Source organism: Microbispora triticiradicis (assembly GCF_005864065.1).
In the GTDB taxonomy this organism is placed as follows: Bacteria; Actinomycetota; Actinomycetes; order Streptosporangiales; family Streptosporangiaceae; genus Microbispora; species Microbispora triticiradicis.
In genome coordinates this window covers 38,103-63,881 of sequence record NZ_VANP01000010.1, presented here as the reverse complement: position 1 = coordinate 63,881, position 25,779 = coordinate 38,103, and the positions used below count along the sequence as shown (strand labels likewise).

At 72.8% G+C, this 25,779-nt stretch carries 25 protein-coding genes and 1 tRNA gene; 14 read left to right on the top strand and 12 right to left on the bottom strand.

The genetic code is table 11. The annotated features are described in order from the left end of the window. The first annotated feature begins 79 nt into the window (after nt 1–79). From FED44_RS24380 to FED44_RS24335, 10 genes are all read left to right on the top strand, one after another. The gene (locus tag FED44_RS24380) at nt 80–874 is read left to right on the top strand and encodes a thioesterase family protein (protein WP_117409399.1); all 795 of its coding nucleotides are present in this window, start codon (nt 80–82) and stop codon (nt 872–874) included. 94 nt (nt 875–968) lie between these two features. Next, nucleotides 969–1,805: a glutamate racemase gene (gene murI / locus FED44_RS24375; protein ID WP_396699189.1), complete on the top strand. Its 837-nt coding sequence runs from the start codon at nt 969–971 to the stop codon at nt 1,803–1,805. Next, nucleotides 1,802–2,554: an MBL fold metallo-hydrolase gene (locus FED44_RS24370; RefSeq protein WP_117409401.1), complete on the top strand. Its 753-nt coding sequence runs from the start codon at nt 1,802–1,804 to the stop codon at nt 2,552–2,554. Before murI ends, FED44_RS24370 begins: the two co-directional genes overlap by 4 nt. 5 nt (nt 2,555–2,559) lie before the next feature. Beyond that, nucleotides 2,560–3,276, top strand: a complete 717-nt coding sequence (gene rph, locus FED44_RS24365; protein WP_117409402.1) for a ribonuclease PH — start codon at nt 2,560–2,562, stop codon at nt 3,274–3,276. Nucleotides 3,277–3,301: 25 nt separating this feature from the next. After that, nucleotides 3,302–3,904: an RdgB/HAM1 family non-canonical purine NTP pyrophosphatase gene (gene rdgB / locus FED44_RS24360; protein ID WP_117409403.1), complete on the top strand. Its 603-nt coding sequence runs from the start codon at nt 3,302–3,304 to the stop codon at nt 3,902–3,904. Nucleotides 3,905–3,950: 46 nt separating this feature from the next. Next, complete coding sequence (locus FED44_RS24355) at nt 3,951–5,828, top strand: molybdopterin-dependent oxidoreductase (RefSeq protein ID WP_244302222.1); 1,878 nt, start codon at nt 3,951–3,953, stop codon at nt 5,826–5,828. Between the two features lie 107 nt (nt 5,829–5,935). Further along, nucleotides 5,936–7,432 (top strand): toxin glutamine deamidase domain-containing protein, encoded by a 1,497-nt coding sequence (locus tag FED44_RS37625; protein WP_244302220.1) that lies wholly within the window; start codon nt 5,936–5,938, stop codon nt 7,430–7,432. Between the two features lie 113 nt (nt 7,433–7,545). Next, nucleotides 7,546–7,908, top strand: coding sequence for an ArsR/SmtB family transcription factor (locus FED44_RS24345; RefSeq protein WP_117409404.1), 363 nt, complete (start codon nt 7,546–7,548; stop codon nt 7,906–7,908). Next, nucleotides 7,892–8,413 (top strand): SRPBCC family protein, encoded by a 522-nt coding sequence (locus tag FED44_RS24340; RefSeq protein ID WP_138462189.1) that lies wholly within the window; start codon nt 7,892–7,894, stop codon nt 8,411–8,413. Before FED44_RS24345 ends, FED44_RS24340 begins: the two co-directional genes overlap by 17 nt. Beyond that, nucleotides 8,413–9,078, top strand: coding sequence for a dihydrofolate reductase family protein (locus FED44_RS24335; protein ID WP_138462188.1), 666 nt, complete (start codon nt 8,413–8,415; stop codon nt 9,076–9,078). The genes FED44_RS24340 and FED44_RS24335 overlap by 1 nt, the downstream gene beginning before the upstream one ends. A 117-nt stretch (nt 9,079–9,195) precedes the next feature. On the opposite strand, the gene FED44_RS24330 is transcribed toward FED44_RS24335, so the two are convergent. The 4 genes from FED44_RS24330 to FED44_RS24315 all read right to left on the bottom strand — a co-directional run bounded on the left by FED44_RS24330 (nt 9,196) and on the right by FED44_RS24315 (nt 14,556). Beyond that, nucleotides 9,196–11,685 (bottom strand): ABC transporter permease, encoded by a 2,490-nt coding sequence (locus FED44_RS24330; protein ID WP_138462187.1) that lies wholly within the window; start codon nt 11,683–11,685, stop codon nt 9,196–9,198. Nucleotides 11,686–11,688: 3 nt separating this feature from the next. After that, on the bottom strand, nt 11,689–12,432 hold the full coding sequence (locus FED44_RS24325) for an ABC transporter ATP-binding protein (protein ID WP_138462186.1): 744 nt from the start codon (nt 12,430–12,432) through the stop codon (nt 11,689–11,691). Between the two features lie 114 nt (nt 12,433–12,546). Continuing rightward, nucleotides 12,547–13,212: a response regulator transcription factor gene (locus tag FED44_RS24320; RefSeq protein ID WP_208759158.1), complete on the bottom strand. Its 666-nt coding sequence runs from the start codon at nt 13,210–13,212 to the stop codon at nt 12,547–12,549. 159 nt (nt 13,213–13,371) lie between these two features. Next, the gene (locus tag FED44_RS24315; protein ID WP_244302219.1) at nt 13,372–14,556 is read right to left on the bottom strand and encodes a sensor histidine kinase; all 1,185 of its coding nucleotides are present in this window, start codon (nt 14,554–14,556) and stop codon (nt 13,372–13,374) included. An 839-nt stretch (nt 14,557–15,395) separates the two neighbouring features. Here FED44_RS24315 and FED44_RS24310 point away from each other — a divergent pair. Continuing rightward, on the top strand, nt 15,396–15,719 hold the full coding sequence (locus FED44_RS24310) for a hypothetical protein (protein ID WP_138462185.1): 324 nt from the start codon (nt 15,396–15,398) through the stop codon (nt 15,717–15,719). A gap of 138 nt (nt 15,720–15,857) precedes the next feature. Here FED44_RS24310 and FED44_RS24305 read toward each other — a convergent pair whose 3' ends face one another. The 3 genes from FED44_RS24305 to bcp all read right to left on the bottom strand — a co-directional run bounded on the left by FED44_RS24305 (nt 15,858) and on the right by bcp (nt 18,280). Beyond that, nucleotides 15,858–17,051, bottom strand: a complete 1,194-nt coding sequence (locus tag FED44_RS24305) for an esterase-like activity of phytase family protein (protein ID WP_138462184.1) — start codon at nt 17,049–17,051, stop codon at nt 15,858–15,860. Between the two features lie 315 nt (nt 17,052–17,366). After that, nucleotides 17,367–17,443, bottom strand: a tRNA-Leu gene (locus tag FED44_RS24300). Nucleotides 17,444–17,812: 369 nt separating this feature from the next. Next, the gene (gene bcp, locus FED44_RS24295; protein ID WP_111700041.1) at nt 17,813–18,280 is read right to left on the bottom strand and encodes a thioredoxin-dependent thiol peroxidase; all 468 of its coding nucleotides are present in this window, start codon (nt 18,278–18,280) and stop codon (nt 17,813–17,815) included. A gap of 134 nt (nt 18,281–18,414) precedes the next feature. Between bcp and FED44_RS24290 the strand changes: the two genes are divergently transcribed. Further along, a complete protein-coding gene (locus FED44_RS24290; RefSeq protein WP_117408107.1) occupies nt 18,415–18,750 on the top strand; it encodes a DUF3618 domain-containing protein in 336 nt (111 codons plus the stop codon). Nucleotides 18,751–18,788: 38 nt separating this feature from the next. On the opposite strand, the gene FED44_RS24285 is transcribed toward FED44_RS24290, so the two are convergent. Further along, on the bottom strand, nt 18,789–19,964 hold the full coding sequence (locus tag FED44_RS24285) for an amino acid deaminase/aldolase (protein ID WP_138462183.1): 1,176 nt from the start codon (nt 19,962–19,964) through the stop codon (nt 18,789–18,791). Between the two features lie 190 nt (nt 19,965–20,154). Here FED44_RS24285 and FED44_RS24280 point away from each other — a divergent pair, with 190 nt between their 5' ends. Next, on the top strand, nt 20,155–20,937 hold the full coding sequence (locus tag FED44_RS24280) for a DUF6286 domain-containing protein (RefSeq protein WP_138462182.1): 783 nt from the start codon (nt 20,155–20,157) through the stop codon (nt 20,935–20,937). Nucleotide 20,938: 1 nt separating this feature from the next. After that, nucleotides 20,939–21,412, top strand: coding sequence for a hypothetical protein (locus FED44_RS24275; protein WP_138462181.1), 474 nt, complete (start codon nt 20,939–20,941; stop codon nt 21,410–21,412). Here the strand turns inward: FED44_RS24275 and FED44_RS24270 are convergent. The 4 genes from FED44_RS24270 to gcvT form a co-directional block, all read right to left on the bottom strand. Continuing rightward, the gene (locus FED44_RS24270; protein ID WP_138462180.1) at nt 21,341–22,795 is read right to left on the bottom strand and encodes a hypothetical protein; all 1,455 of its coding nucleotides are present in this window, start codon (nt 22,793–22,795) and stop codon (nt 21,341–21,343) included. The two genes, FED44_RS24275 and FED44_RS24270, sit on opposite strands and share 72 nt — an antisense overlap. An 81-nt stretch (nt 22,796–22,876) precedes the next feature. Beyond that, the gene (locus tag FED44_RS24265) at nt 22,877–24,250 is read right to left on the bottom strand and encodes an L-serine ammonia-lyase (protein WP_111700046.1); all 1,374 of its coding nucleotides are present in this window, start codon (nt 24,248–24,250) and stop codon (nt 22,877–22,879) included. 34 nt (nt 24,251–24,284) lie between these two features. Then, nucleotides 24,285–24,674, bottom strand: a complete 390-nt coding sequence (gene gcvH / locus FED44_RS24260) for a glycine cleavage system protein GcvH (protein ID WP_111700047.1) — start codon at nt 24,672–24,674, stop codon at nt 24,285–24,287. Then, nucleotides 24,671–25,762, bottom strand: a complete 1,092-nt coding sequence (gcvT, locus tag FED44_RS24255) for a glycine cleavage system aminomethyltransferase GcvT (protein ID WP_138462179.1) — start codon at nt 25,760–25,762, stop codon at nt 24,671–24,673. The genes gcvH and gcvT overlap by 4 nt, the downstream gene beginning before the upstream one ends. Nucleotides 25,763–25,779 lie beyond the last annotated feature (17 nt).

Sequence of the window (25,779 nt, the reverse complement as noted above, 5' to 3'; positions counted from 1 at the left end):
TGATCCCTGTCCGCTGCGGCGGAGAGCGTCACGCTACAGTAACCAGCAGAACATCATTCGGTAGAGCGGCGAGGGGCGCATGACCAAGTTCGACGAGGCCACGCGGGCGATCCGGGTCGACGACACCACCTACGACGTGTGTCTCGACGACGGATACTCGATGGGCGGGCCGCTGAACGGCGGTTACCTGATGGCCACCGTGCTGCGTGCGGTGGCGGACGCCTCGGCGCACCCGCACCCGGTGTCCACCAGCGCCCACTTCCTGCGGGTGGCCCGGCCGGGCCCGGCCCAGGTCGTGCTCGACCAGCTCAAGTCGGGCCGTACGGCGGCGATGACCCGGGCGCGGCTCGTGCGGGACGGCGAGGCGTTCGTCGAGATGCTCGTCGCGACCGCCACGCTCGACGGGTCGGCGGACCCGGACTGGTCGGACGGCCCCTCGGTGGCCATGCCCGGCCTGGCGGACTGCGTGCGCCTGCCCGATCCAAAAGCAGCGTCGGCCATGAACTTCAGCGCGCGGATGGAGATGCTGTTCGACCCGCCCACGATCGGCTGGCTGACCGGGGAGCCCACCGGGCGGCCCGAGTCGCGGGCCTACTTCCGGCTGGCCGAGCCGCAGGACCCCGACCCGTTCGTGCTGGCGATGGCGGTGGACGCGCTGCCGCCGGTCGTGTTCTCGGCGGGGGCGCGGGGCTGGGCCCCCACGGTCGAGCTGACCTGGCACCTGCGCGCCCTGCCCGCCCCGGGTTGGCTGACCCTCATCGGCGGCGGGCGGCTGATCAGCGACGGCTGGTTCGACGAGGAGGTCGAGGTGTGGGACTCGGCGGGCCGGCTGGTCGCCCAGTCGCGCCAGCTCGCCCGGCTCGGCCGCGGCTGAGCCCTGCCCTATCGCCGTGCCTCCGGCACGGCGGCTCGCGATGTGAGCTTTCTTACCGCCGGTGGCCGGGACCGGTCCCCTAACCTTGGGAAGCGTGCCGGAGGACAACAGCAGGGCGATCGGGATCTTTGACAGCGGGGTGGGCGGCCTGACCGTCGCCCGGGCGATCATCGACCAGCTGCCCCACGAATCGATCTTGTATGTGGCCGACACGGCCAACCAGCCGTACGGGCCCAAGCGCATCGCCGAGCTCCGCGCGTACGCGCTGGAGGTGATGGACCACCTGGTCGAGCACGGGGTGAAGATGCTGGTCATCGCGTGCAACAGCGCCAGCTCCGCCGTGCTCAGGGACGCCAGGGAGCGATACGACGTCCCCGTCGTCGAGGTGATCCAGCCCGCCGCGCGGCGGGCCGTGCGGGCCACCGGGAACGGCAGGGTCGGCGTGATCGCCACGCGGGCCACCATCGAGTCGATGGCCTACCACGACGCCTTCGCCGCGGCCCCCGACGTCGAACTGGTCGCGGTGGCCACCCCCCTGCTGGTGGAGTTCGTCGAGCGCGGCGAGACGATGAGCGACGACCTCATCGAGGTGGTCCGGGGCTACCTCAAGCCGATCCAGGACGCGGGCTGCGACACGCTGATCCTCGGCTGCACCCACTATCCGCTGCTCACCGGCGCGCTGTCGTACGTCGCCGGGGACGGGGTCACGCTCGTGTCGAGCGCGGAGGAGACCGCCAAGGACGTCTACCGGATCCTGCACGACCGGGGGCTGTCCAACGGCGCGGGCCGGCCGAGGCACCGCTTCCGGGCGACCGGCGACACGGAACTGTTCGAACGGCTCGGCCAGCGGTTCCTCGGCCCGGAGCTGCAGTCGGTGGAGCGGACCGCCCCCGGGCTCGGAGAGGCGACCGGCGTGGGGAGTCCGCGATGAAGCTGACCGTCGTCGGGTGCTCGGGCAGCTTCCCCGGCCCCGACAGCCCGTCCTCCTGCTACCTCCTCGAAGCCGAGGGCTTCCGGATGCTCGTCGACTTCGGCAGCGGGTCACTGGGTGCTCTGCAGCGGCACGCGGGGCTCTACGACGTCGACGCCGTCCTGCTGTCCCACCTGCACGCCGACCACTGCCTCGACCTGTGCGCCTACCACGTCGTACGCACCTACACCCCGGACGGCCCGCTGCCGAAGATCCCGGTGTACGCCCCCGCCGGAGCGTCCAAGCGGCTCAACGCGGCGTACGCCATGCCGGACGAGCCGGTGCTGGAGAACTCCTTCGACTTCCTGCGGCTGTCACCCGGCACGCGGCACGTCGGCCCGTTCGAGGTGACGGCCGCCCCCATGAACCACCCGGTGGAGACGTACGGCTTCCGCGTGTCCAGCAGGGGCCGTTCGGTGGCGTACTCGGCGGACACCGGGGAGTCGGCCGAACTGGTCAAGCTCGCCCACGACGCCGACGTGCTGCTGTGCGAGGCCTCCTTCCTCGACGGGCCGGACCTCACGCCCGGCCTGCACCTCAGCGGCAGGCAGGCCGCCGAGCACGCCGCGCGGGCCGGGGCGGGCACGCTCGTCCTCACCCACCTCGTGCCGTGGTACGACAAGGCCCGGGTCCTGGAGGACGCCTCACGCGGCGGTTTCGACGGGCCGATGGAGTTGGCACGGAGCGGCGCCGTGTATGACCTAGGGTGACCCGTATGGCTCGTTCACACGGTCGTCGATCCGACCAGCTACGCCCCGTGACCATCACCCGGAACTGGCTCGCCCACGCGGAGGGCTCCGTACTGGTGGAGTTCGGGGGCACCAAGGTGCTGTGCGCCGCGACGGTCGAAAGCGGCGTGCCCCGCTGGCGCAAGGGCAGCGGGCTGGGCTGGGTGACGGCCGAGTACGCCATGCTGCCCCGGTCGACCAACACCCGCACCGACCGCGAGTCGGTCCGCGGCAAGATCGGCGGGCGCACCCACGAGATCTCCCGGCTGATCGGCCGCTCCCTGCGCGCCTGCGTCGACTACAAGGCCCTTGGGGAGAACTCCGTACTGCTCGACTGCGACGTGCTGCAGGCCGACGGCGGCACCCGCACCGCCGCCATCACCGGCGCGTACGTCGCGCTGGCCGACGCGATCACCTGGATGCGGCAGCGCCGGATGTGCCCCGGCGACCCGCTGGTGAACTCGGTCGCCGCCGTCTCGGTCGGGATCGTCGGCACCGAGCCCATGCTCGACCTCGACTACAGCGAGGACGTCAAGGCCGAGACCGACATGAACGTGGTGATGACCGGCAGGGGCGACTACGTGGAGGTCCAGGGCACGGCCGAGGGCACGCCCTTCGACCGCACGACGCTCAACGGCCTGCTCGACCTCGCCGCGAGCGGCTGCGCCGACCTCACCCGCCTGCAGACCGAGGCCCTCTCCTAACCTGACGAGCACCGAGGACGAGAGCATGAACAAGGTGGTCCTGGCCACCCGGAACGCCGGGAAGATCGTCGAACTGCGCCGGATCCTCGCCGACGCCGGCGTGCCGGTCGAACTGCTGGGCCTGGAGGCCTTTCCGCACATCGGCGACGTGGCCGAGACCGGCCTCACCTTCGCCGAGAACGCGCTGCTCAAGGCGCACGCGGTCGCCTCGCAGAGCGGCCTGCCCGCCGTCGCCGACGACTCCGGCCTGTGCGTGGACGCGCTGAACGGCATGCCCGGCATCTTCTCCGCCCGCTGGTCGGGCCGCCACGGCGACGACGACGCCAACCTCGACCTGCTGCTGGCGCAGATCGGCGACGTGCCGGACGGCCGCCGCCAGGCCCACTTCGCCTGCTGTGCGGCGCTCGCGCTGCCGAACGGCGAGGAGCACGTGGTGGAGGGGGCCATGCACGGCTTCCTCATCCGGGAGCGGCGCGGCACGGGCGGCTTCGGCTACGACCCGATCTTCGTGCCGGACGGCGACACCCGGACGACCTCGGAGATGTCGGCAGAGGAGAAGGACGCGATCAGCCACCGGGGCAGGGCCTTCCGCGCGCTGGCCCCGGTGATCGGCGAGGTCGTCTCGTAATCGCGCCGTAAGACCGCCGGGGCGGGGCGGGCGTAGCGTTCGGATCGTGAACGCAGAAGGCATCCGCGAAGCCGCCCGCGAAGGCAGCGGCGTGCCCGCCTGGGCCGCCGTCCTGACCGGTCTCGTCGCCGCCGGGGTGGCGCTGGGGGCGGCCCAGCTCGCCGCCGGTCTGGTCGACCCCGCCGCGGCGCCGGTCGTCGCGGTGGGCGGCGTCGTGATCGACGCCACGCCCGCCGGTCTGAAGGAGTGGGCGATCCGCACGTTCGGCTCCGCCGACAAACCGGTGCTGCTGACCGGGATCGTCATGGTGCTCGCGCTCGTCGCCGCCGGCCTGGGACTGCTCGCCCGCCGCCGGACCGCGTACGGCATGGCGGGGCTGGCCGCTTTCGGGCTCGTCGGCGCCGCCGCGGCGCTGTCCCGGCCGGACGCGGGAGCGGCGCACGTGCTGCCCTCGCTCGCGGGGGCCGCGGCCGGGGCGTACGCCCTCTCGCGGCTGTGGCGCCGGGCCACGCGGAGCGACGAGGACGAATACGTCACCGCCAGCAGGGCCGCCGACCGGGCCTCCTACAGGGCCGCCGAGGTGCAGAGCCGCACGCCGGCCCAGCCGGCCGGTGAGGCCGGCCCGGCCGGCAGCCCGGTCAGCCCGGTCAGCCCGGCCAAGCCGGCCGTGATGCGGGCGGGAACCGTGTCCCCCGGCCCTGTGTCCCCCGGCCCTGTGTCCCCCGGCCCTGTGTCCCCCGGCCCTGTGTCCCCCGGCCCTGTGTCCCCCGGCCCTGTGTCGCCCGGCCCTGTGTCCCCCGCCCCCGCGCCGTCCTCCGCGCCGTTTTCCGCGCGGCCCGCCGAGCCGTACGCCTTCGACCGGCGCAGGCTGCTGAACGGGGTGGCGGCGGGTGTCGTGGTCGCGGGGGCCGGCGGGCTCGGCGGATGGCTGCTGTCCGGGCGCAAGAACGGCGAACTGGCCAGGCGCGGCGTGGCGAAGATCCTCCCGCGTGCGGCGCGACCGGCCGCGCCCATCCCGGCCGGGGCGGACCTGCGCATCTCGGGCCTCACCCCCTTCGTGACCCCGAACGCGGACTTCTACCGGGTGGACACCGCTCTCGTGGTGCCGACGGTGGACCCGGCCCGCTGGACGCTGAAGATCCACGGACTGGTGGACCGGCCGGTCGAGCTGACCTTCGCCGACCTGCTCAAACGGCCGCTGACGGAGGCCGACGTCACGCTGACGTGCGTGTCCAACGAGGTCGGCGGGTCGTACGCCGGCAACGCGCGCTGGCTCGGCGCGCGCCTGGCCGACGTGCTGCGCGACGCCGGGATCCGGCGCGAGGCCGACATGCTGCTCAGCGTCTCCGAGGACGGCTGGACCTGCGGCACACCGGTCGACGTGGTCATGGACGGCCGGGACGCGCTGCTGGCCGTCGCGATGAACGGCGAGGTGCTCCCCGAGGAGCACGGCTTCCCGGTCCGTCAGGTCGTCCCCGGCCTCTACGGGTACGTCTCGGCGACCAAGTGGGTCACTGAGATCAGGGTCACCCGGTTCGACCGGGACGAGGCGTACTGGACGCCCCGCGGATGGGCCGCGAAGGGCCCCATCAAGACCCAGTCGAGGATCGACCTGCCGCGCGGCGGGGACAAGGTGCGGGCGGGCCGTACGACCGTGGCGGGCGTGGCCTGGGCCCAGCACCGGGGGATCGACGCGGTGGAGGTCCGGGTGGACGGCGCCGGCTGGCAGCAGGCGAAGCTGGCCGACGTCACGGGCCCCGACACCTGGCGGCAATGGTCGGCCGAGGTGGACCTGACACCGGGCAGGCACACGATCTCGGTGCGGGCCACCGACGCCACCGGCTACACCCAGACCGCGGACGAGGCGCCGCCCGCGCCGGACGGCGCGACCGGGTATCACTCCATCACCGTCACGGCCCGCTGAGGCGCTCACAACGGGCCGGGTCTGGAGTTGGGAAAACCCGCCGCGCCTCGTACGGCCCGCCCCTACCATCGGCACCCTGATGGGGCGCGAAGAGGGGGGCCAAACGCGTGAACCAGGAGAAGGCGCGCCGGCATGCGAGGTGGCGGCTGCCGTCGGGTGTGTACAACCCGGTCGTCGCGGCCGACGGCCGGCGATGGCGGGACTACGAGCAGGCGGCCGAGGCGCCTGCTCCCTCGCTGGGGGACCGCCGCCTGGAGGTGCGGATCGCGGCACTGCCGCTGGGCGCGGACACCGGGGCCGTGCCGGTCGTTCCCGCCGCCAGGAACGGCGACAACGCGGGCCACGGCATGAGCACGTTGACCGGCCGACGCGGCGGGCCGCCGGCGGTGTGGGACGCCGTGGCCGCCACGACGCCCGCCGGGGACACCGGGGTCGTCGCGGACGCCGGTGATCCTCAGGTCGCCGTGACCGCCGGGGAGACCATCGAGGAGGCCACCGCGGAGACCGCCGCGGAGACCACCGGGGAGACGGCGGAGGCGACGGCCGAGGGGACCGCCGCCGACGCCGTTCCCGGCGGCTCGCCGGTTGGCGTGGAGGACACCGGCGCGCTCCCGCCCGTGGAGGACGACCAGGACGCTCTCACCGGGACGGCCGAGGCCGATCTCCCGTACGCCGGCGACGGCGTGGTGGACGGCGGCGCGACGGATGCCCCGGAGGGAGAGCGACCGGTCCCCGGGGAAACGGATGAGACCGCTTCGGCCGGGTGCGCGTGGCCGGACGAGGAGACCGACCGTCGCGGGCCCGTGGACGAGACCGCCGGAACCCGCCGGGACGAGGCGCCCGGCGACGACCCCGAGGATCGCGCGGGGGCGGCTTCCGAGGCAGGTCCCGAGCTCGACGCGGTGACGGTTCACGGGAGCGGCGCCGGCATGGAGGAGTTCGCGGACGGCGACGATTTCTGGTCGGCCGTCCTGCGGGACGAGACGGAGCGCGACTGGCTGGACGGCCCCGATCGCCCGCGGCGGCTGGAGGAGACCCGCACGTACGGCCGGCCGGGCGGCCTCGCCGAGGCGGACCCGGATGGTCAGGCGAGCCTGGCACAGGCGGTGAACGGGCGCTTCCCGGACCCGCGTGGCACCTGGATCCGCCTCATCAACGCCGAGGGCCCGACGGAGGACGCCTTCAGGTCCAACAACGCCGTCGACTGCGCGCTGTCGGTGATGTCGACCTGGCACGGCGAGCCCGTGGTGGCGGCGCGCAGGCACCCGGAGTACGACCCGTCGGGCCGGCCGCTGCTGACCGGGGAGACCGGGGGCGTCGCGCGGGCCGAGGAGTGGCTCGGGCACCGCTTCGAGTACGTGGGCCACGGCCGCCGGGCGTACGTGGCCGTCGCGCAGCGGCTGATCTTCGGCGGGCACGGCGCGGCCGCCGTCCTCATCACCCGGTGGGCCGGGGGCGGCAGCCACGCGTGGAACGCCGTGAACTGCCGGGGAGAGGTCGTGTGGATCGACGCCCAGCGGGGTCACATGGCGGTGGACCCGCCGTACGAGGACGTCACAGGCGTCTTCGCGGTGGTCGTCGACCGCCAGGGCCGCCGTCTGTGACGCCGCCTGAACCGAACGCCGCCACAGACACCGCCTATCAAGCCGGACCAGCCCGAGCCGGTCGTTGAGCACAGGCTGTCTTACGCATTCCGATATAGGCATATGATGACGCCATGGCACGAGCGGCAACGACCTCGGACGCGTTCAACGCGATCGCCGAGCCGCAGCGGCGGGAGATCCTGGTGCTGCTGCGGGGTGGCGAGCGGCCCGTGACCGAACTGGCGCGGGACCTGGGGATGAGCCAGCCACAGGCGTCCAAGCACCTGCGGGTGCTCCGCGAGGTCGGGCTGGTGCGGGTCCGCGGGGCGGGCAAGCAGCGGCTGTACGGCCTGGACGCCCGCGGGCTGCGGCCGGTCCACGAGTGGGTGGGCGGCTTCGAGAGATTCTGGGACGAGACCTTCGACCGGCTGGACGAGTACGTGCGAAATCTGGAACAGGCAAGGCAGGAGGAACCACCGGATGGCGACGACCGGTAGCGGCGGCGAGCCCGACCACACGACCACGGACCGCGAGATCGTGCTCTCCCGGGCCATCGGCGCCCCGCGGGAGCTGGTGTTCGAGGCGTTCACGCAGGTCCGGCACCTGTCGCAGTGGTGGGGCCCGGAGGGGTTCACGACCACGACGCGGTCCTTCGAGTTCCGCGTCGGCGGGGACTGGGCCTTCGTGATGCACGGGCCGGACGGGACCGACTACCAGGAGTGGATCACCTGGACCGAGATCGTCCCGCCGGAGCGGATCGCGCTGGTGCACGGCGAGTACCGCGACGACCCCAACGCCTTCGAGTCAGTCCTGACCTTCGAGTTGGTCGGCGAGAAGACCAGGATCACGATGCGCACCGTGTTCCCCACCAAGGAGCTCCGTGAGGAGGCCGTGCAGAAATACCACGCGATCGAGGGCGGCGAGCAGACCCTGGGCAACCTGGCGGCCTACGTCGCCGAACTCACCTGGAACGAGACCACACCGAAGGGAGCGGAGGACTGATGGCCGGGAAGGTGTTCTTCAGCGTGACGATGTCGCTCGACGGCTTCATGGCGCCTGAGGCCGTGCCCGTCGAGGACGTCTTCTCGCCCGAAGGCCGGAACGACCCGAGAGTCCAGCGCTGGATGACGAAGTGGTCGGAACTGCAGGCGTGGGCGTTCCCGCAGCGGTGGATCCGCGAGAACCTCAAGCTCGGCGAGGGCGGCGAGGAAGGACTCGACAACGACATCGCTCGGGCGACGTACGAGCGCACCGGCGCGAGCGTCATGGGCAAGCGGATGTTCGACGCCGGCGAGCCGGCCTGGCCGGAGGAGGCGCCGTTCCACACCCCGGTGTTCGTCGTGACCCACACGAAGCGTGACCCGTGGGAGCGGCCGGGCGGCACGATCTTTCACTTCGTCAACGACGGCGTCTCCAGCGCACTGGACCAGGCCCGCGAGGCCGCGGGCGACCGCGACGTCCGCATCGCCGGCGGCGCCGAGACGATCCAGGAGTACCTGGACAGCGGTCTGCTCGACGAGTTTTCGATCACCCTCGCGCCCGTGCTGTTCGGCACCGGCATCCGCCTGTTCGACCGCGTGGACCCGGCCCGCCTCGCCCTCGAACAGACCCGTACGGACGCGTCATCCCGGGTGACCCACCTGACCTACACCGTCGGCAGGCGGTAGCCGACGCGAGGCAAGCCTGCCCGGGAGACGCGGTGCGCACCGGCACTCCCGGCGTGTGTGTGGGCGCCGCGTCCGCCCGCTCCGGCGGACGCGGCGCCGATCCGGGCAGCCGGCCCGTCAGGAGGCCGCCAGCGCGCCGACGACCGAGGCGCGGGCCGCGCGCCGGGCGGGCAGCACCGCGGCGAGCACCCCGGCCAGGCCCGACGCGGCGATGAAGACCAGGATCTGCGTGACCGGGAGCCGGAAGGAGACGTCCTTGGTCAGCGTCGCCGTGGCCGCCCAGCCGTACAGCACCCCGAGCACGACGCCGACGATCGCGCCCACCAGGCCGAGGACCAGCGCCTCGACCGACAGCATCCCCCGAAGCTGCGGCCGGGTCAGGCCGAGCGCGCGCAACAGCGCCGACTCGCGGGTGCGCTCGTGCACCGACAGCGACAGCGTGTTCGCGATGCCGAGCAGCGAGATCACGATCGCGAGGGCCAGCAGCCCGGTGACCACCATGAGCACGGTGTCGATCGCCTCGTCGAACTGGCCGCGGATCTCGGTCGTGCTGCCGACCTTCACCGCCGGGTAGGCCGCGGTCGCGTCGTCCACGACCGCGCGCGCCCGCTCGGCGGGCACGCCGGGGGCGGCGTTCAGCAGGATCTGCGCGTCGTCCACCCTGCCGAAGCGCTGCTCGAAGGCCTGCTCGGCCATGGTGAACGGCGGCAGTAGGGACACGCCGGCCTTCAGCACCGCCACCACCGTGAGCGGGACGCTCCGCCCGCCCGACGTGACGGTCACGTGGTCGCCGACCTTGACGCCGAGGTCCTGGGCCACGAAGTCGGCCACCGCGACATCGCCCGCGCCGAGACCGTCCAGCGTGCCGGCCGACGCCTCCGGCTTGACGGAGGTGCCGAGGGCGGCTCGGGTGACGGTGCCCACCTCGTAGTCGTGGCCGTTCACCTTGGCCTTCTTCCCCCGGAACTCGGTCACCGCGGACAGGTCGCGGCTCGCGCGCAACGTGTCGGCGATCGAGCGGGGGATGCCGCCCGTCTGCGCCGTCAGGATGTAGTCGGCCGGGAACTGCCGGTCGAGCTGGTCGCTCACGGTGCTCCGCACCGTCGCGGTCAGGACCGACATGAACGTCATCAGCGTCACGCCGACGGTCAGCGCCACGGTGGTGGTCGCCGCGCGCCTGGGGTTGCGCCGGGAGTTGCCCACCGCGAGCCGCCCCGGCACGCCGAACAGCCGCGCCGGGACCCAGCCCGCCAGCCCGCTCAGCGGCCGTACGATCACCGGGCCGAGGACGAGCACCGCGAAGAAGACGAGCACGCCGCCGGCCATGACCGTCAGCAGCGCCACCTGTCCCGGGTTCTGGAGCACGCCCGCCGCGGTGAGGCCGGCCCCCGCCACCGTGAACAGGGTGGCGAAGACCACCCGGACGACCCCGGTGCGGAACGTGTGCTCCTCGGTCTGCGTGCCCAGCGCCGCGACGGGCGGCACACGGGTGGCCTGGCGCGCGGGGAGCAGCGCCGCGGCCACCGTCACGACGACGCCGGTGCACAGCCCGATGGCGATCGTCTGCGGGGAGAGACTCACCGTGCCCGTGGGGACGTCCGTACCGGTGGCGCGCAGTACGGCGACCGCGGCGGCGCCGAGGCCGAGGCCGGTCAGCAGGCCGAGCACCGACGACAGCAGGCCGACCACGGCCGACTCCAGCACGATCGAGCCGAAGACCTGCCGCCGGGTCGCGCCGATGCAGCGCAGCAACGCCATCTCGCGGGTCCGCTGGGCGACCAGGATGCCGAAGGTGTTGTAGATCACGAGCGCGGCGACGAGCAGCGCGACCGCGGCGAACAGCAGCAGCCCGGTCCGGAGGAACGCCGTGTCCACGTGGTTGCGCCGGGCCAGCTCGTCGCCGCGTTCCCGCCCGGTCACGACCTTCGCGCCGCTCCCCACGGCCGCCGCGACGGCCGTACGCAGGGTCTCCGGCGCGGGACCGGAGGAGAGGACGTCGATCTCGGTGAAGCCCTTCGCGCCGGTCACGAGCCGGGCCGTCTCCGGCGTGAACGCGACCGCCCCCCGGTAGGCGAGGTCCGGGTCGAGACCCACGTCGAAGGTCCCGACGAGGCGGAACTCGTGCCGATCGCCCGCCTTGTCGAGCACCGCGACGGTGGCCCCGGGCGCGTACCCCTGGGCCTTGGCGGTGTTCTCGTCGAGCACCGCCTCACCGGCGGCGGAGGCCGCCCTACCGGAAGTGATCTTCATGCGGCTCGCCGGGATGGAGACGCCGGCGGTGGGGTAGTCGCCCACGACCTTGCCGTCCCTGCCGATCAGCGGCGCGTCGCCGGACAGCACGGGCTGGGCGTCCCGGACGCCCCGCACCGCTCTGACCGCGGCGAGCGCGCGCTCCGGCAGGGTCCCGTCGTCCTCGGCGTCGGCGGGCGTCACCACCACGTCCACCTTGTCGGCGTCCGCGGCGAACGACTGGGAGAACCCGGCGTCGATCGTGTCGGTGAGCACGAACGTGCCCGCGATGAACCCGACCCCGAGCACGATCGCCAGGGAGGTGAGCAGCAGGCGCAGCCGGTGTGCCAGGAGCCCGGCGAGAGTCGTTCGGAGCACGGCTCAGGCCTCCAGCGCCATCAGCGCGTCGAGCACGGTCTGCGGCGTCGGCCGCTCCAGCTCGCTCACCAGCAGCCCGTCTCGCAGGAAGATCACCCGGTCGGCGTACGACGCCGCCACCGGGTCGTGGGTCACCATCACGATCGTCTGCCCGAGCTCGCGTACCGACCTGCGGAGGAATGCCAGCACCTCCGCGCCGCTGCGCGAGTCGAGGTTGCCGGTCGGCTCGTCGGCGAAGATCACCTGAGGCTTGCTGATCAGCGCCCGTGCCACGGCGACGCGCTGCTGCTGGCCGCCCGACAGCTCGCTCGGCCGGTGCCCGAGCCGGTCCCGCAGGCCGACCGTCTCGATCACCCGGTCGAACAGCGCCTGGTCGGCCTGGCGGCCCGCGATCTCCAGCGGCAGCCGGATGTTCTGCTCGGCCGTCAGCGTCGGCAACAGGTTGAACGCCTGGAAGATGAAACCCACGCGCTCGCGCCGCAGCAGCGTGAGCTGCTTGTCGTTGAGCCGGGTGAGCTCGGCGTCGCCGATGCCGACCCGCCCGTCCGTCACGGTGTCGAGCCCGGCCAGGCAGTGCATCAGCGTCGACTTGCCGGAGCCGGACGGCCCCATGATCGCGGTGAACGCCTCGGCGGCGAAGTCGACGTCGACGCCGCGAAGGGCGTGCACCGCCGCGTCGCCCGCGCCGTACACCTTGGTCAGGCCGCGCGCGACCACGGCGGTGCGGGTCTGGGTTGTTGTGCTCATGAGTTCACGCTATGGGCGTGATCAGGGCGTTTCCTCGGCCTCGCGGACGTTCTCGATCTGCGGCCCCGGGACCGGGCGGCGAAGCGCGGGTGCGACTTCCGGGGTACCCCCGGCTCAGCCCCTCGGATGATCGGGGGCCACCACCCCGGTCTCGTACGCGTACACGACCGCCTGGGCCCGGTCACGCAACCCGAGCTTGGCCAGCACACGGCCGAGATGCGTCTTCACGGTCGCCTCCGCCAGATGCAGCCGCGCCGCGATCTCGGTGTTCGAGAGGCCGCGGGCCACGTGGTAGAGCACCTCCCGCTCCCGCGCCGTCAGCGCACCGGTGTCCTGTCGCCGCCGGTCCCCCTCCGGCAGGAGCACGGCGAACCGGTCGAGCAGCCGGCGGGTCGTGCTCGGCGCGACCACCGCGTCCCCCGAGTGGACCGACCGGATCGCGCTGATCAGCTCGGCCGGGGGCACGTCCTTGAGCAGGAACCCCGCCGCACCCGCCTTGATCGCCGCGAACGCGTACTCGTCCAGGTCGAACGTCGTCAGGATCAGCACCCTCGGGCCGTCGGGCGCGGCGCAGATGACGCGGGCCGCCTCCACGCCGTCCATCCTGGGCATGCGGACGTCCATCAGGACGACGTCCGCCTCGACCGTGCGCAGCACCTCGACGGCGGCCTGCCCGTCCGCCGCCTCACCCACGACCTCGATGTCCGGCTGCGCTCCGAGGACCATCCGGAACCCCGTCCGCACCAGCTCCTGGTCGTCGACCAGCATGACGCGTATCACTGCCACTTCGCTCCGCTCGTCACCGTCGCGCTTCCGACACCGTACGCGAGCCCGCCGGCGGCCCGGCTCCCGAACTTTCCCCGGACCGGCCCGGACGGCTGACGCGGCGTCGGCGAATCCGGCACGGGCTCCGGGCGGCTCGCGGCTTGGCTCATGGATTCAGGCGGCCATTCCGGCGGGGATGCGGGCGACCACCTGGAAGCCACCGCCCGTGCGGGGGGCCGCCTCGATGCTCCCGCCGTACATCGCCGCCCTCTCCCGCATTCCGATGAGACCGTGGCCGCCGACCACCCGCGGCGCCGCCGCGCCCCTGCCGTCGTCGCTGATGCGCAACTCGATCAGCCCAGGGCCGTACGCCATCTCCACCCGCGCCCGCGTGCCCGGCCCGCCGTGCTTGATCGCGTTCGTCAGCGCCTCCTGCACGATCCGGTAGACAGCGAGCTGCTCGCCCTCCGGGAGCGTGCGGGGCGTGCCGGACACCGTGAACTCCGTCGGCAGCCCCGAGTCCCTGACCTGCCTGACCAGCTCGTCGAGCTGCGCGACGCCGGGCTGCGGCGCGTACTCCTCGGCCGGGCTGCCCGCGTCCTGCCGCAGCACGCCCACCAGCCTGCGCATCTCCGCCAGCGCCTGCCGTCCGGTCGCCGAGATCGCCTGCATCGCGCGGCGCGCCTGTTCCGGGTCGCTGTCGATCGCGTACGCCGCGCCGTCGGCCTGGACGACCATCACGCTGACGTTGTGCGCCACCACGTCATGGAGTTCGCGGGCGATACGGGCCCGCTCGGCGGCGGCCGCGATGCGGGCCTGCTGGTCGCGTTCCCGCTCGGCCCGCTCGGCGCGTTCCACCAGGCTCTCGACGTAACGGCGGCGGGTGTTGGCGTACATGCCGCCGATCCACACGGCGACGACGAAGACCGAGGCCGACGGCCACGCCCGCATGGGATCGGGAGACCAGCTCAGCATGGCGAGCAGCAGCCCTCCCTCGGCGACCACCCCGGCGGCCAGCGCCCACCGCCGCGGGCAGCGGGCGGCGACGCCGTACATCGCGACGAGCACCGCCAGGTTCGCGGGCAGGACGGCGATGTTCAGCAGCCACTGCGCGAAGCTGACCACGGACACCACCGCGAACACCTCACGCGGGTGGTTGCGGCGCCACAGCAGCGGCACGACGAGAGCGGCGGACAGCAGCAGCAGCACGGGCACGCCGACGTGCCGCGCGTGCATCATCCCGCTGGTGCGACTGAACGCCTCGACCGTCGACACGCACAAGAGCGCCAGCGGGAAGATCGCCAGCGTGTCCACGATCCTGCTGTGGCGCCGAGTCCAGGCGCGCATACTGCCGAACACGTACCCAACGATACGTATCGGCTGTTCACAAAGGTCTCACCCTTGCGACGGATACCGCCGTACGACTCAGGTCGCAGTCGACGGCGGCCCTTACGCGATTCTTACGGATCACGGCGCATCCTTGTTACCGGGAACGCTTCTTGGAAGCGGGGTAAAGGGAGATCTGAATGGCGGGTCAGGACGCGGTGCCGCGCGGTGCTGAGGACGAGCCGCGCGGCCCGCGCCCTGAGTCGGCCGCCATGCCGCAGGGGAGTGCTGTAACGGAGGTGAGCATCGTGCCGCAGGGGAGTGCCATGCCGCAGCCGGGCACCGTTTCACCGGCGGGCGCTGTCGCACCGGCGGACGTGGTTCCGCAGCCGGGCACCGTTTCACCGGCGGGCGCTGTCGCACCGGCGGACGTGGTTCCGCAGGCGGGCACTGTTTCATCGGCGGGCGCCGTGCCCTTGCCGGGTGCCGTGCCGGGCGAGGCCGCCGCGACGCGGCCGGGTGCCGTTCCTCCGCCGCCTCCGGCCACGTCGATCTCACCCCTGACCAGCCCTCTGGCCAGTCCCTGGACCAGCCCCGGGAGTACGGCCCAGGCCGGTGGAGCGTCGGCTCCGCCCGGTCCTGCGAGCCCTCCCGGACCGCCCTCATTCGTCGGCCCCGCGGGCACATCGCCGGGGGCCCCAGGACCACGTCCGGCCGGCTACGCGAACGCGCGCCGCGCCCTTCCCTCGGGCAGGCCCGCGATCCTTCCGCCGGGCACCACCTCGATCCCTCCGCTGGGCGGCGGGTCCGCGTTCGGCCCGGGAGGGGCCGGGTGGCGGGCCCCCGGCTGGCGGGAAGCGGCTACGCATCCCGTGGGGGCCCTGCGAAGCGAGTCCGTCCGGTCGCCGGGGGGCCTGGGCGGACGCCTGACGGAGCGGCTGCCGCGTGGCCAGACCGGGCGGCTGATCACTGTCGGCATCGCGTCGGCGCTCGTCGGAGCGCTCCTCGGCGGTGGCGTCGTAGCCGCCACCAGTCTGATCTGGGATCAGACGCACGCCGGGGCGACCCGGGAGGCCGGCGGCGATCAGGACGGCCTGTTTCCCCGTGGCGGGAACCTCCCGGGCGGCGAGGACGGCCGTCTGCCCCAGTGGTGCCGGCGCACCGAGACCGGCATCGTCTGCCGGCCGAACGGCTGAGACGTCGTTTCCGGCAGGCGCGTGCCGACGTGGTGGCCGGCACGCGCCTGCATGTTCTCCCGGTAGGCCCGATGCTCACCGGGTCCGCGGAACCACCGCCGGGCCACGGGTCACGGGGCCCGGCGGATCAGCCGAGGATCACTGGAGCGCGCGCCGGTCAGCGTGCAGGGGCCGCGCCAGCCGTACGGTGATGAACTCGTCGTTGTCGGCCTTACCCGCCGTGCGGCCGGACGAGAACGGGAAGTTGTTGTCGTTCAGCAGCGCGAGCGTGTGGTCGTCGAGCAGGGCCACGTCCTCGATCGTCTGGAACGGGAAGCGGAACGTCCGCCCGAAGCCGCCGAGACCCCTGGGGTTGGCCAGGTTCAGCAGGTCGGCGACGAGAGTCTTGTCCATGCGCCCGTCGTGGTCGCGGTCGGCGGCGTCCGCCAGGTAGACGCGCTTGAAGGCCGCGGCGTCACCCTGCTCGTTGTCCCGCTCGATGACCAGGAAACGGTTGTCGTCCACGGAGATCGCGTCCCCGATGGCGTTCGACGGTGACTCCAGCCGATAGGTCCGCCATGTCGAGCCGTACCGGCCCGTGCGCAGGTCGAAGTCGTACATGCGCAGGTCGCCGGGGGTGTCACCATCCACCGTCCCCTCCAGCAGGGGGTGGAGGTGACGGCCGTCGACCGAGCGCGCCATGCCCTCGAACCCCTTGCTGCTGCGGATGTTCGGCTGCCCGCCGTTCAGGTCCGGGTTCTCGGGAGCCTTGACCCCGGGCAGCGGGATCGGAGCCCGGAGGAGCCGCCCGGAGGACGAGAAGTGCAGCAGGAACGGGCCGAACTCGTCGCCGATCCAGTAGGTGCCGTCGGACGACCGCACGATCGACTCCACGTCGAAGTCGGCGCCGGTGAGCACGCGGTCCGCCCGGGTCAGGGCGAACGGCACGCGCTTGTCGGGGTCGCTCAGGTTGAACCCGCCGAGCACCTTCAGCCTCCCGTCCCTGAGGCCGGGCCTGATCCGGTGGACGCGCAGCAGGAAGTCCGCGCTGTTGGCCTTGTTGCCGTAGCCGTTGTCGGACAGCACGTCGTAGGTGCCGTCACCTCTTCTGACGACGCCGCTGAAACCCTGGACGGGCTGCCCGGAGAAGGGCGCGGCGATGCCGTTGAACGGCCCGGCGCCGATGGCCGACCCCGAGGGCTCGCTGCCGGGGACGAAGGTCTCGGCGGGCAGGACGGCGAATCCCGTGAGCGTCGCCTGGCCGAAGTCCGCGGGCCGGGGAACGGCCATGGCGGGGGACGACAGCCCGAGGGCCAGCGCGGCGGCACCCAACGTGATCGAAAGCTTTCTCATGACGGGCACGTTAGGGACGCCGCGTGACAGACGCCCCAACAGCAGGCGGCCACGGTCGAACAACTGGCCTTTCGGCGCCACCGTGGAAGTCTCCGCACGACGTCACTCCCGCTCACTCCGAGCACGCAGCAGAGCGATGGCCGTGCGGATCGCGGAGGACCGGGAGGGGGCCTCTTCCGCGCGACATATCGTTCGAGAAATGCGAGGTCGTCCGCCGAAACCATCGCGGCCATTTTCGCGGGCGCCGTTTTCCTGGCACCGGCAGAATCGCCTTGTGTCGCCGCATCGAATGCGCCGCTATTTTTCTTTGAATCCTGGTGGGGTCGGCGGGATTCGAACCCGCACTGTACGGCACCTAAAGCCGCGGTCTCCTGCCGTTGGACTACGACCCCTTTTCCTCTTCCCTTTCCCGCGCAATTCTCGGCCTGAGAATGGCAGTTCGGGCAGAGAAATCTCAGATTCTCTTTCCTGTTGTCCAGCCAGTTTCCGTTGGCGTGGTCGATGTGCAATGTGAGCGATCGACCCTGCCAAGTGCCGTCTATCTTACAGTCTGCGCACCGGTAGAGGACTCCCACTTCCTGTAGCGCCCGCCGGAGCTTGGTGGGCTTCTGCCGAGGCGAGTCCTCGGGCCGCATGACCAGGATCTCCGTCGGCAGGTACCTACGCGGCGACGGCTTGCCCTTGTTGGGCGAGGTTCGCCGGAAGTGGGAGGTGTCGATGCCGAAGTGCTTGAGGCGGCGGCTGATGTGGGCGTGGCTGGATCAGGAAATTCCCAGCTCTTTCACGAGGCGGGCGACGTGGCCGGTGGCTTTCACGTTGTAGAGTGCCTTCTCGACCTTTCCGTCGGGGTCGATGACGAACGTGGACCGGATGACGCCCATCACGGTCCTGCCGTAGTTCGTCTTCTCGCCGTACGCGCCGTAGGCCTTGTGCACGTCGAGACCGGTGTCCGACAGCAGCGGGAACGTGAGCGCGTCGCGCTCGCGGAACTGCCGCAGCTTGGCCGGCTTGTCCTTGGACACGCCGAGCACCACGAGACCCCGCTCGGTCAGGGCGCCGAGGTTGTCGCGGAAGTCGCAGGCCTGCTTGGTGCACCCGGGGGTCATCGCCGCCGGGTAGAAGTACAGGATGACCCGGCGGCCGCGGAAGGACTCCAGCGAGACCTCGTTGTCGTCGGCGTCGGTAAGGGTGAAGTCCGGCGCGGCGTCGCCGGGCTGGAGCTTGCTCATCACGTCCTCCGGAAAAGGTGACCCGCGGCGATCGGCGGGCAAGCGACAACCAAACTACCGGCTCGGCCGCTGCACGGGGCGACCGCCGGACCTGGCAGACTGATCACACACGAATACCACAGGAGGGGGATCGCATGGCGGACACCGATCCCGATGCGCTGGAAAAGAGGATCGAGCGCACGCGGGCGGAGCTCGCTCGCACGGTCGACGCCATCGCGGACCGGGTGAGCCCGAAGCGCGTCGCCGAGCGCGGCGTGGCGAAGGCCAAGTCGAACGCGATGGACTTCGTCGCGTCCGTGGAGGACCTGGTGCTGGGCACGCCGCGCGGGATCACGACGTACGGCCCGGGGGACGCCGAGGCCGAGCCAGGCGAGTATCCGGCGCGCAGCCTCGCCCCGGTGCTGATCGGCGTGGGGATCGTGGTGGCGGTCGGCGCGACGATCGTGCTGCTGCGCCGCCGGTCCCGCTGACCGGCCCGCACCGATCACGAAGACCGGAGGGCAGGGCGTCAGAGGAACGTCATGCCCTCACCCCGGTACGTCGGGACCTCCTCGGTCACCCGATCTCCTTCGACCAGGTGCAGGACGGGGAAACGCTCGCACAGCTCCCCGGCCTTGGCGTGGCGGAACCAGACGCGGTCGCCGAGGCGCAGCCCGGCCGCGGCCTCCCCGAGCAGGGGCGTCTGCACCTCGCCCGCTCCCTCGTCCGGGTGGTAGCGGAGCCCGCGCGGCAGGTACGGCTGGGGCAGCCGGGTGGGTCCCGCCGCTCCGGAGGCGGGATAGCCCCCGCCGAGCACGGTCACGACCTCCGGCGAGGGCCGGCGCACCACCGGCAGGGCGAACAGCGCCGCGGGCCGGCCGGTGAAGCCGCGGTAGAAGTCGAACAACCGGGGGTGGAAGAACCCCGACCCCGCCGCGACCTCGGTGATCGCCCGTTCGGCGATGGTCTTCTCGATGCTTCCCGTGCCGCCGCCGTTGACGAACTCCAGGTCGGCGACCTGCCGTACGGCCCGCACGATCCGGCCGCGCCGTACGGCCAGCTGGCGGCGCGACCGCCGCTGCATCCAGCGCACCGCCCCGCCGTACGGCCCGGGGACGGCGTCGCCCACCCCGGCGATCTGCGCCTCGTACGCCATGAGCCCGGCCAGGCGCAGCCCGGGCCGCCGGACGATGTCGGCGGCGATGTCGGCGGCCTGCCCGGGCTCGCGGACCGGCGACCGCAGCGCGCCCGCGCGGAACCTGCCGCCGAAGGCCGTGAAACCCGCGTCGATGTCGAGGCAGACGCGGATGGGGTGAGGCGTCCGGAGGCTCTCGATCAGGTCGAGGTGCTCGGGCGAGTCGACGGTCACGGTGATCTCCCGGGCCGCGGCCTCGTCCGACCCCAGGGCGCGCAGGGCCGTCCGGTCGGCCGTCGGGTACGCCACGAGCACGTCCCGCAGGCCGGTGGAGGCCAGCCACAACGCCTCGGGCAGCGTGAACGCCATGATTCCCGAGAAGCCGTCCATGGCCAGGACCCGCTCCAGCACGGCCCGGCAGCGGATCGACTTGCTCGCGACGCGGATCGGTTTGCCCCGGGCCCGGCGCACCATGCCGGCCGCGTTCGACCGCAGGGCGTCCATGTCGAGGACCGCGAAGGGGGGCTCCAGGTGGGCCGTCGCCCGGTCGAGGCGCTGCCGGTCGTCCATGGAGGCAGCCTAACGCGGAGTACATGAGCCTGGTTCACGTTAATTGGCCCAGGCAAAATCTCGGCCGGGAGGCCGCCATGATCGCCCATCCGGGCGGGTGTCCCGCCCGGCGCGGCGCGGCGCCGATATACCCATGAGGGCGTGACTACCGAGCGGGCCCTGCGCGGTGCGCGGGAGGGGTGAGCGGCTGATGAGCATCCTGCAGGAGATCCTGACGGGTTCGTCGGCCAGGAGCGCCAGGACCACCACCAGTGGCACCGGGGATGCCGGAGGCGTCACGGGCGCCGACGGCGACATGCGCGCGGAATACGCCGAGGACGCCGTACGCGCCACGGGAGGCGGAACCGCCATCCGTTCCGGACCCGCCGGCTGGGCCCGGAGCGACGAGGGTGCGGGAAGAGGCGGCACGACGGTCCCGGAGGACGGCACGGCCGGTCGTCGCACCGTCGCACGTGTCCTGCGGCCGGGACGCACTCCCGCCGCGATCGTCGTCGCCGCCGTGCTCGCCCTGATCGGCTGGGCGCTCACCGCCCAGACCGTCGCCGTCATGCTCAGGGTGCCCGTGCCCTGGCGGCTGCCGCCCCGCCTGCTGAACCTCACCCTGGCCGACCCGGCCGTCCCGCTCGCCGCGGTCGGCATGATCGTCTTCGGTGTGGGCCTGGTGGCCCTCGCCGTCGTGCCCGGCCGTCCCCGTCTCGTGCCCCTGCGGTGCGAGGACCCGCTGCTCGCGATGGGCCTGACCCGCGTCGGGCTGCGTCGCACGCTCATCTCCTCGGCCCGCGAGGTCGAGGACGTCCGGCGCGCCAACGTCCACATCCTGCGCGGCCGGATCGAGGTCACCGTGGTCACCGGCACGGCCAGGACCGGGGCGGTGCTGCGCGAGGTCGGCGCGGCCGTGGGCGACCGCCTGGCCGGCCTCCGCGTTCAGGCCCGCCACGAGGTGGTCGTACGGCTCCGGGGAAGGGGAAACTGACATGCGCCCGCGTCTCGGAAACCGTGTCGGACTGCTCCTCGTGGGTCTGGTGCTGGTCGCGGGAGGACTCGGCCTGCTGGCCGCCGCACGGCGGCCCGGGTCGCCGCCGGTCGGCATGGGCGTGCTCGGCGGCAGGCCGTGGGCGCTCCCCCTGCTGGCCGGGGCGGCGATGCTGGTCGCCCTGGTCGCGACCCGCTGGCTCGTCCTGGCCCTCGGCTGGGGACGGCTCGGCAGGCGCACCGGCGCGGGCATCGCGATGCTCGGCGTGGCGCTCAAGGGCGTCGAGGGGATCGGCCGCCTGTCGGTCAGAGTCGTCGGGGACGGCAGGCTGCGGGTGTCGGTGTCCCTGCAGCGATCGGCCGACCTGCGGCAGGTGATCAGACGGCTGGACGAGTCGGCGGTCTCACGCCTTCGCCGCACGGTCGGCCGGGACGACGCGCCCGCCGTCGTCCGCCTGCACGTTCGCGGACGCTGACCGTCTCCGGCCCCCGGCCGCGGTCCGGGCGGAGGAGCCGGTTGAGGCCACGGGGGCCACGGGGGCGCCGAGCGCCAGCCCGGCGGCCAGGCAGGCGAGCGGCACGACAGGCACCACGTAACGGTGGTCGAAGGCGGCGATCAGGGGCGGCAGCAGGAGCAGGACCATCGCGGCGGTCCACGGCAGCAGCGCGGCCCACCGCCGCGCGAGCAGCCCGGCGAGCCCGGCCAGCAGCACCACCGCCAGCAGCGGCCCGCGCAGGAAGCCCTGCTCCTGGTAGGCGCGCAGCCATCCGGCGAACGGCTCGGCCACCCGCGTGCCGCCCGAGGCGCCCTGGTAGGCGGTGGTGAGCTCGGCCGCCGTACGGCCGCCGGAGGCCACCTTGGAGGTGAACGGCTTCACCGAGGCGGGAAAGACGTACGCGCTCTGCGGCCCTGGGGAGGGGTACGGCCTGCGGTCCCACTCGAACGCCCACAGGGCGTCGTGCAGACCGGTCGCCAGGAAGTCGAGCGGCTGGCTGCGGATCGCCAGCGAGGCGAACTCGCCCGCCAGCCGCTCCCGGTCCTTCTTGACCCGCTGGATGGGGGAGCGGGCGTCCCAGATGTAGGCGGGCGCGGCGAGCCGGGGCCCCGACGGGCACAGCACCGCGAGGTCCCGCGGCGGCTTCATCACCGCGCAGTCGGCGAAGGTCATCGTGCGCGACCACAGCCAGGTGCTGCTGCCGCCCATCCCGTACGACCCGTGGGCGTCGTGGAACCAGACGGCGTACCCGCCGAGGACGGCCGAGGCGGCGGCGAGCCCGGCGAGCGCGGTCCGCCAGCGCCGGGCGAACAGCGCCGGGAGCAGCGCGAGCGCGATCAGCGGCAGCCCGAGGGTCCGGGTGACCGTCGCCAGCCCGAGCAGCAGCAGCGCCACGACGACGAGCCATCCGCCCGGCCGGGGCCGCCACAGCAGGATCGTCACCGCGGACACGACCAGGGCGGTGAACAGCAGGTCGGCCATGACCAGGTGTTCGAGCTGGATCTGGTGGACGTCGAGCAGCACCGGCGCGGCGGCCAGCGCCGCCCCCCAGCCCGGCAGCCGCGTACGGCGGCGGAGCAGGGCGTAGACGCAGACCGCCATGCCGAGGCCGAGCAGGTGCTGGACGACCACGACCGCGGTGACGCTGTGCAGAGGGCTGAGCGCCCACAGGAACAGCGAGTAGCCGGACGGCCGGGACGGCAGGGGCCGCAGGTCGAGGGCGGAGCTGAGGTAGGCGAACGAGTCGGCCCAGAACCACAGCGCGGGCCGGTAGCCGAGCACGGCGAGCGCGCGCAGGGCGGCGCCCGCCGCCAGCAGGACCAGGAACGCCCGATGCGGGCGCAGCGCCTCGCGCCACCTCACGTGACGGCCCTCCTCCTCGTCGGCGAGATCACCACCTTATTGGGCGTCCGCCGGCGTGCCGTCCGCGCCCGCGAAGGGGGATCAGCACTCGATGACGTTGACGGCGAGGCCGCCGCGCGAGGTCTCCTTGTACTTGTCGAGCATGTCCCTGCCCGTGTCACGCATCGTCTTGATGGCCTTGTCGAGCGGCACGAAGTGCCGGCCGTCCCCGCGCAGCGCGATGCGCGCGGCGGTCACGGCCTTGATCGAGGCGACGGCGTTGCGCTCGATGCACGGGATCTGGACCAGGCCGCCGATGGGGTCGCACGTCAGGCCGAGGTTGTGCTCGATGCCGATCTCCGCCGCGTTCTCCACCTGCTCGGGGGTGCCGCCGAGGGCCTCGGTGAGGCCCGCCGCGGCCATCGAGCAGGCGGAACCGACCTCGCCCTGGCAGCCGACCTCCGCGCCGGAGATGGAGGCGTTCTCCTTGAACAGCACGCCGATCGCGCCCGCAGTGAGCAGGAACCGGACGACGCCGTCATCTCCGGCGCCGGGAAGGAACCGCGTGTAGTAGGAGAGGACGGCCGGGATGATCCCGGCGGCGCCGTTGGTGGGAGCGGTGACGACCCGGCCGCCCGCCGCGTTCTCCTCGTTCACGGCCAGCGCGAACAGCGTGATCCAGTCCATCGCCCGCAGCGGGTCGGCCCCGTCGGCCTCGCCCTGGAGCTTGCGGTGGAGCTGGTGCGCCCGGCGCCTTACCTTGAGCCCGCCCGGCAGGACGCCCTCGCGGGTGGTCCCGCGCCGCACGCACTCGGCCATGACGGCCCAAAGGTGCAGCAGGCGGGCCCGGATCTCCTCCGGCGTGCGGCCGAAGGCCCGCTCGTTCTCCATCATCAGCCCGGAGATCGACAGGCCGGTCTCCGCGCAGTGCGCGAGCAGTTCCCGCCCGGTCGTGAAGGGGTACGGCAGCACCGTGTCGTCGGGCTTGATCCGGTCGGCGCCGGTGGCGTTCTCGTCCACCACGAAGCCGCCGCCGACCGAGTAGTACACCTTCTCGCGCAGCACGGCCTCGTCGGCGTACGCCGTGAACCGCATGCCGTTCGGATGGTGGGGGAGCGACACCTTGCGCTCGAAGACGAGATGCTCGCCGACGACGAACGGGATCTCCCGGAGGCCGTGCAGCGTCACCGTGCCGCTCGCCCGCATCGCGGCCAGCCGTTCGTCGACGGTGTCGACGTCGACCAGCTCGGGCTTGTCGCCGGACAGGCCGAGCAGGACCGCCTTGTCGCTGCCGTGACCCTTGCCGGTCAGGCCGAGCGAGCCGTACAGGACGGCCTCGACCCGGGTGACCTTCTCCAGCAGTCCGTCCTCGTGCAGCCCGCGGGCGAACCTGTGCGCCGCGGCCATCGGGCCGCCCGTGTGCGAGCTGGACGGCCCGATCCCCACCTTGAACAGGTCGAAGACGCTGATCGCCATTGATCGTCGCCCTTCCCGTGCGCGGCCGGGACCGTCAGGACTCGCCGGAGGTGAGGGTGCCGTACTCCGCCGCGGACAGCAGGTCCTCCGGCTCCCCCTCCACGCGCACCCGGAACAGCCAGCCGTCGCCGTATGGGTCGGTGTTGAGCAGGGAGGGGTCGTCCACGACGGCGGAGTTGATCTCGACGATCTCGCCGCCGACCGGGGCGAAGATGTCGCTCACCGACTTGGTCGACTCGACCTCGCCGACCGCGTCACCGGCCGCCACCGTCGTGCCCGCCTCCGGCACCTGCACGAACACCACGTCGCCGAGCTGCTCGGCGGCGTACTCCGTGATGCCCACCGTCACGGTGAGGCCGTCGTCGATCCCGGCCACCCACTCGTGCTCCTTGGTGTAGCTCAGCTCCTCGGGAATGCTGCTCACTTGCTCCTCCTGTAGAAAGGCAGATCGACGACGTCGACCGGTTCATGGCTGCCCCGGATGTCGACCGTCAGGCCGCCCTCGCGGAGGGCGTCCTCGGTGACGTACGCCATGGCGATCGGCTTGCCGAGGGACTGCGACGGCGCGCCGCTGGTCACCTCGCCGACGACGGCGCCCTCCCGGGTGACGGGGTAGCCGTGGCGGGGCACCCGGCGGCCGCGGGCCACCAGCCCGACCAGTCGGCGCGTGGCGCCGTTCTGCGCGGCCCGTTCCAGGGCGGACCGGCCCACGAAGTCGCCCGGCTTGTCGAAGCGGACGACCCGCCCGAGGCCGGCGTCGAACGGGGTGGCCGAGGAGGTCAGCTCGTTGCCGTACAGCGGCATGCCGGCCTCCAGGCGCAGCGTGTCGCGGGCCGACAGCCCCGCGGGGACGAGCCCGAGATCACGGCCCGCCTCGCCGAGCGCGTCCCACAGGGGTACGGCGTGCTCGTTGAGGACGAACAGCTCGAAGCCGTCCTCGCCCGTGTAGCCCGTCCGCGCGATCAGGGCGGGCGCGCCGGCGACGACACCGGGGAGGATGGCGTAGTACTTCAGGCCGTCGACGTCCGCGTCGGTCAGCCCGCGCAGGATCTCGGCGGCACGTGGCCCCTGCACGGCCACCAGCGCGTACTCGTCGGACCGGTCCGTCACCCGCGCGTCGTACCCCTCGGACCGGGCGGCCAGTTCACGTGCCACGACGGCGTAGTTGGAGGCGTTGGCGACGACCATGTACCGGTCCTCGTCGAGGCGGTAGACGATGAGGTCGTCGAGGATGCCGCCGTCCTCGTCCACGATCATCGTGTAGCGGGCGCGGCCGGGAGCGAGGATGCTGAGGTGGCCCACCAGGGCGTGGTCGAGCGCCTCGCCCGCCTGCGGGCCGGTGACGAAGATCTCCCCCATGTGGGACAGGTCGAACAGGCCCGCGGCCGTGCGCACCGCGTTGTGCTCGGCCGACTCGCTGCCGTACCGCAACGGCATCTGCCATCCGGCGAAGTCGGTCAGGGTCGCGCCAAGGCGTTCGTGTACCCCGCGGAGCGGGGTGGATCGGGACATGCGGACCTCGGAAAGGA

Coding starts and splice junctions, on each gene's coding strand:
- rph (WP_117409402.1), top strand. CDS start 2,560: ATGGCTCGTTCACACGGTCGTCGATCCGACCAGCTACGCCCCGTGACC.
- FED44_RS24370 (WP_117409401.1), top strand. CDS start 1,802: ATGAAGCTGACCGTCGTCGGGTGCTCGGGCAGCTTCCCCGGCCCCGAC.
- FED44_RS24290 (WP_117408107.1), top strand. CDS start 18,415: ATGGCGGACACCGATCCCGATGCGCTGGAAAAGAGGATCGAGCGCACG.
- FED44_RS24285 (WP_138462183.1), bottom strand. CDS start 19,964: ATGGACGACCGGCAGCGCCTCGACCGGGCGACGGCCCACCTGGAGCCC.
- gcvT (WP_138462179.1), bottom strand. CDS start 25,762: ATGTCCCGATCCACCCCGCTCCGCGGGGTACACGAACGCCTTGGCGCG.
- FED44_RS24335 (WP_138462188.1), top strand. CDS start 8,413: ATGGCCGGGAAGGTGTTCTTCAGCGTGACGATGTCGCTCGACGGCTTC.
- FED44_RS24340 (WP_138462189.1), top strand. CDS start 7,892: ATGGCGACGACCGGTAGCGGCGGCGAGCCCGACCACACGACCACGGAC.
- rdgB (WP_117409403.1), top strand. CDS start 3,302: ATGAACAAGGTGGTCCTGGCCACCCGGAACGCCGGGAAGATCGTCGAA.
- FED44_RS24265 (WP_111700046.1), bottom strand. CDS start 24,250: ATGGCGATCAGCGTCTTCGACCTGTTCAAGGTGGGGATCGGGCCGTCC.
- FED44_RS24325 (WP_138462186.1), bottom strand. CDS start 12,432: ATGAGCACAACAACCCAGACCCGCACCGCCGTGGTCGCGCGCGGCCTG.
- FED44_RS24345 (WP_117409404.1), top strand. CDS start 7,546: ATGGCACGAGCGGCAACGACCTCGGACGCGTTCAACGCGATCGCCGAG.
- bcp (WP_111700041.1), bottom strand. CDS start 18,280: ATGAGCAAGCTCCAGCCCGGCGACGCCGCGCCGGACTTCACCCTTACC.
- FED44_RS24380 (WP_117409399.1), top strand. CDS start 80: ATGACCAAGTTCGACGAGGCCACGCGGGCGATCCGGGTCGACGACACC.
- FED44_RS24280 (WP_138462182.1), top strand. CDS start 20,155: ATGAGCATCCTGCAGGAGATCCTGACGGGTTCGTCGGCCAGGAGCGCC.
- FED44_RS24275 (WP_138462181.1), top strand. CDS start 20,939: ATGCGCCCGCGTCTCGGAAACCGTGTCGGACTGCTCCTCGTGGGTCTG.
- FED44_RS24305 (WP_138462184.1), bottom strand. CDS start 17,051: ATGAGAAAGCTTTCGATCACGTTGGGTGCCGCCGCGCTGGCCCTCGGG.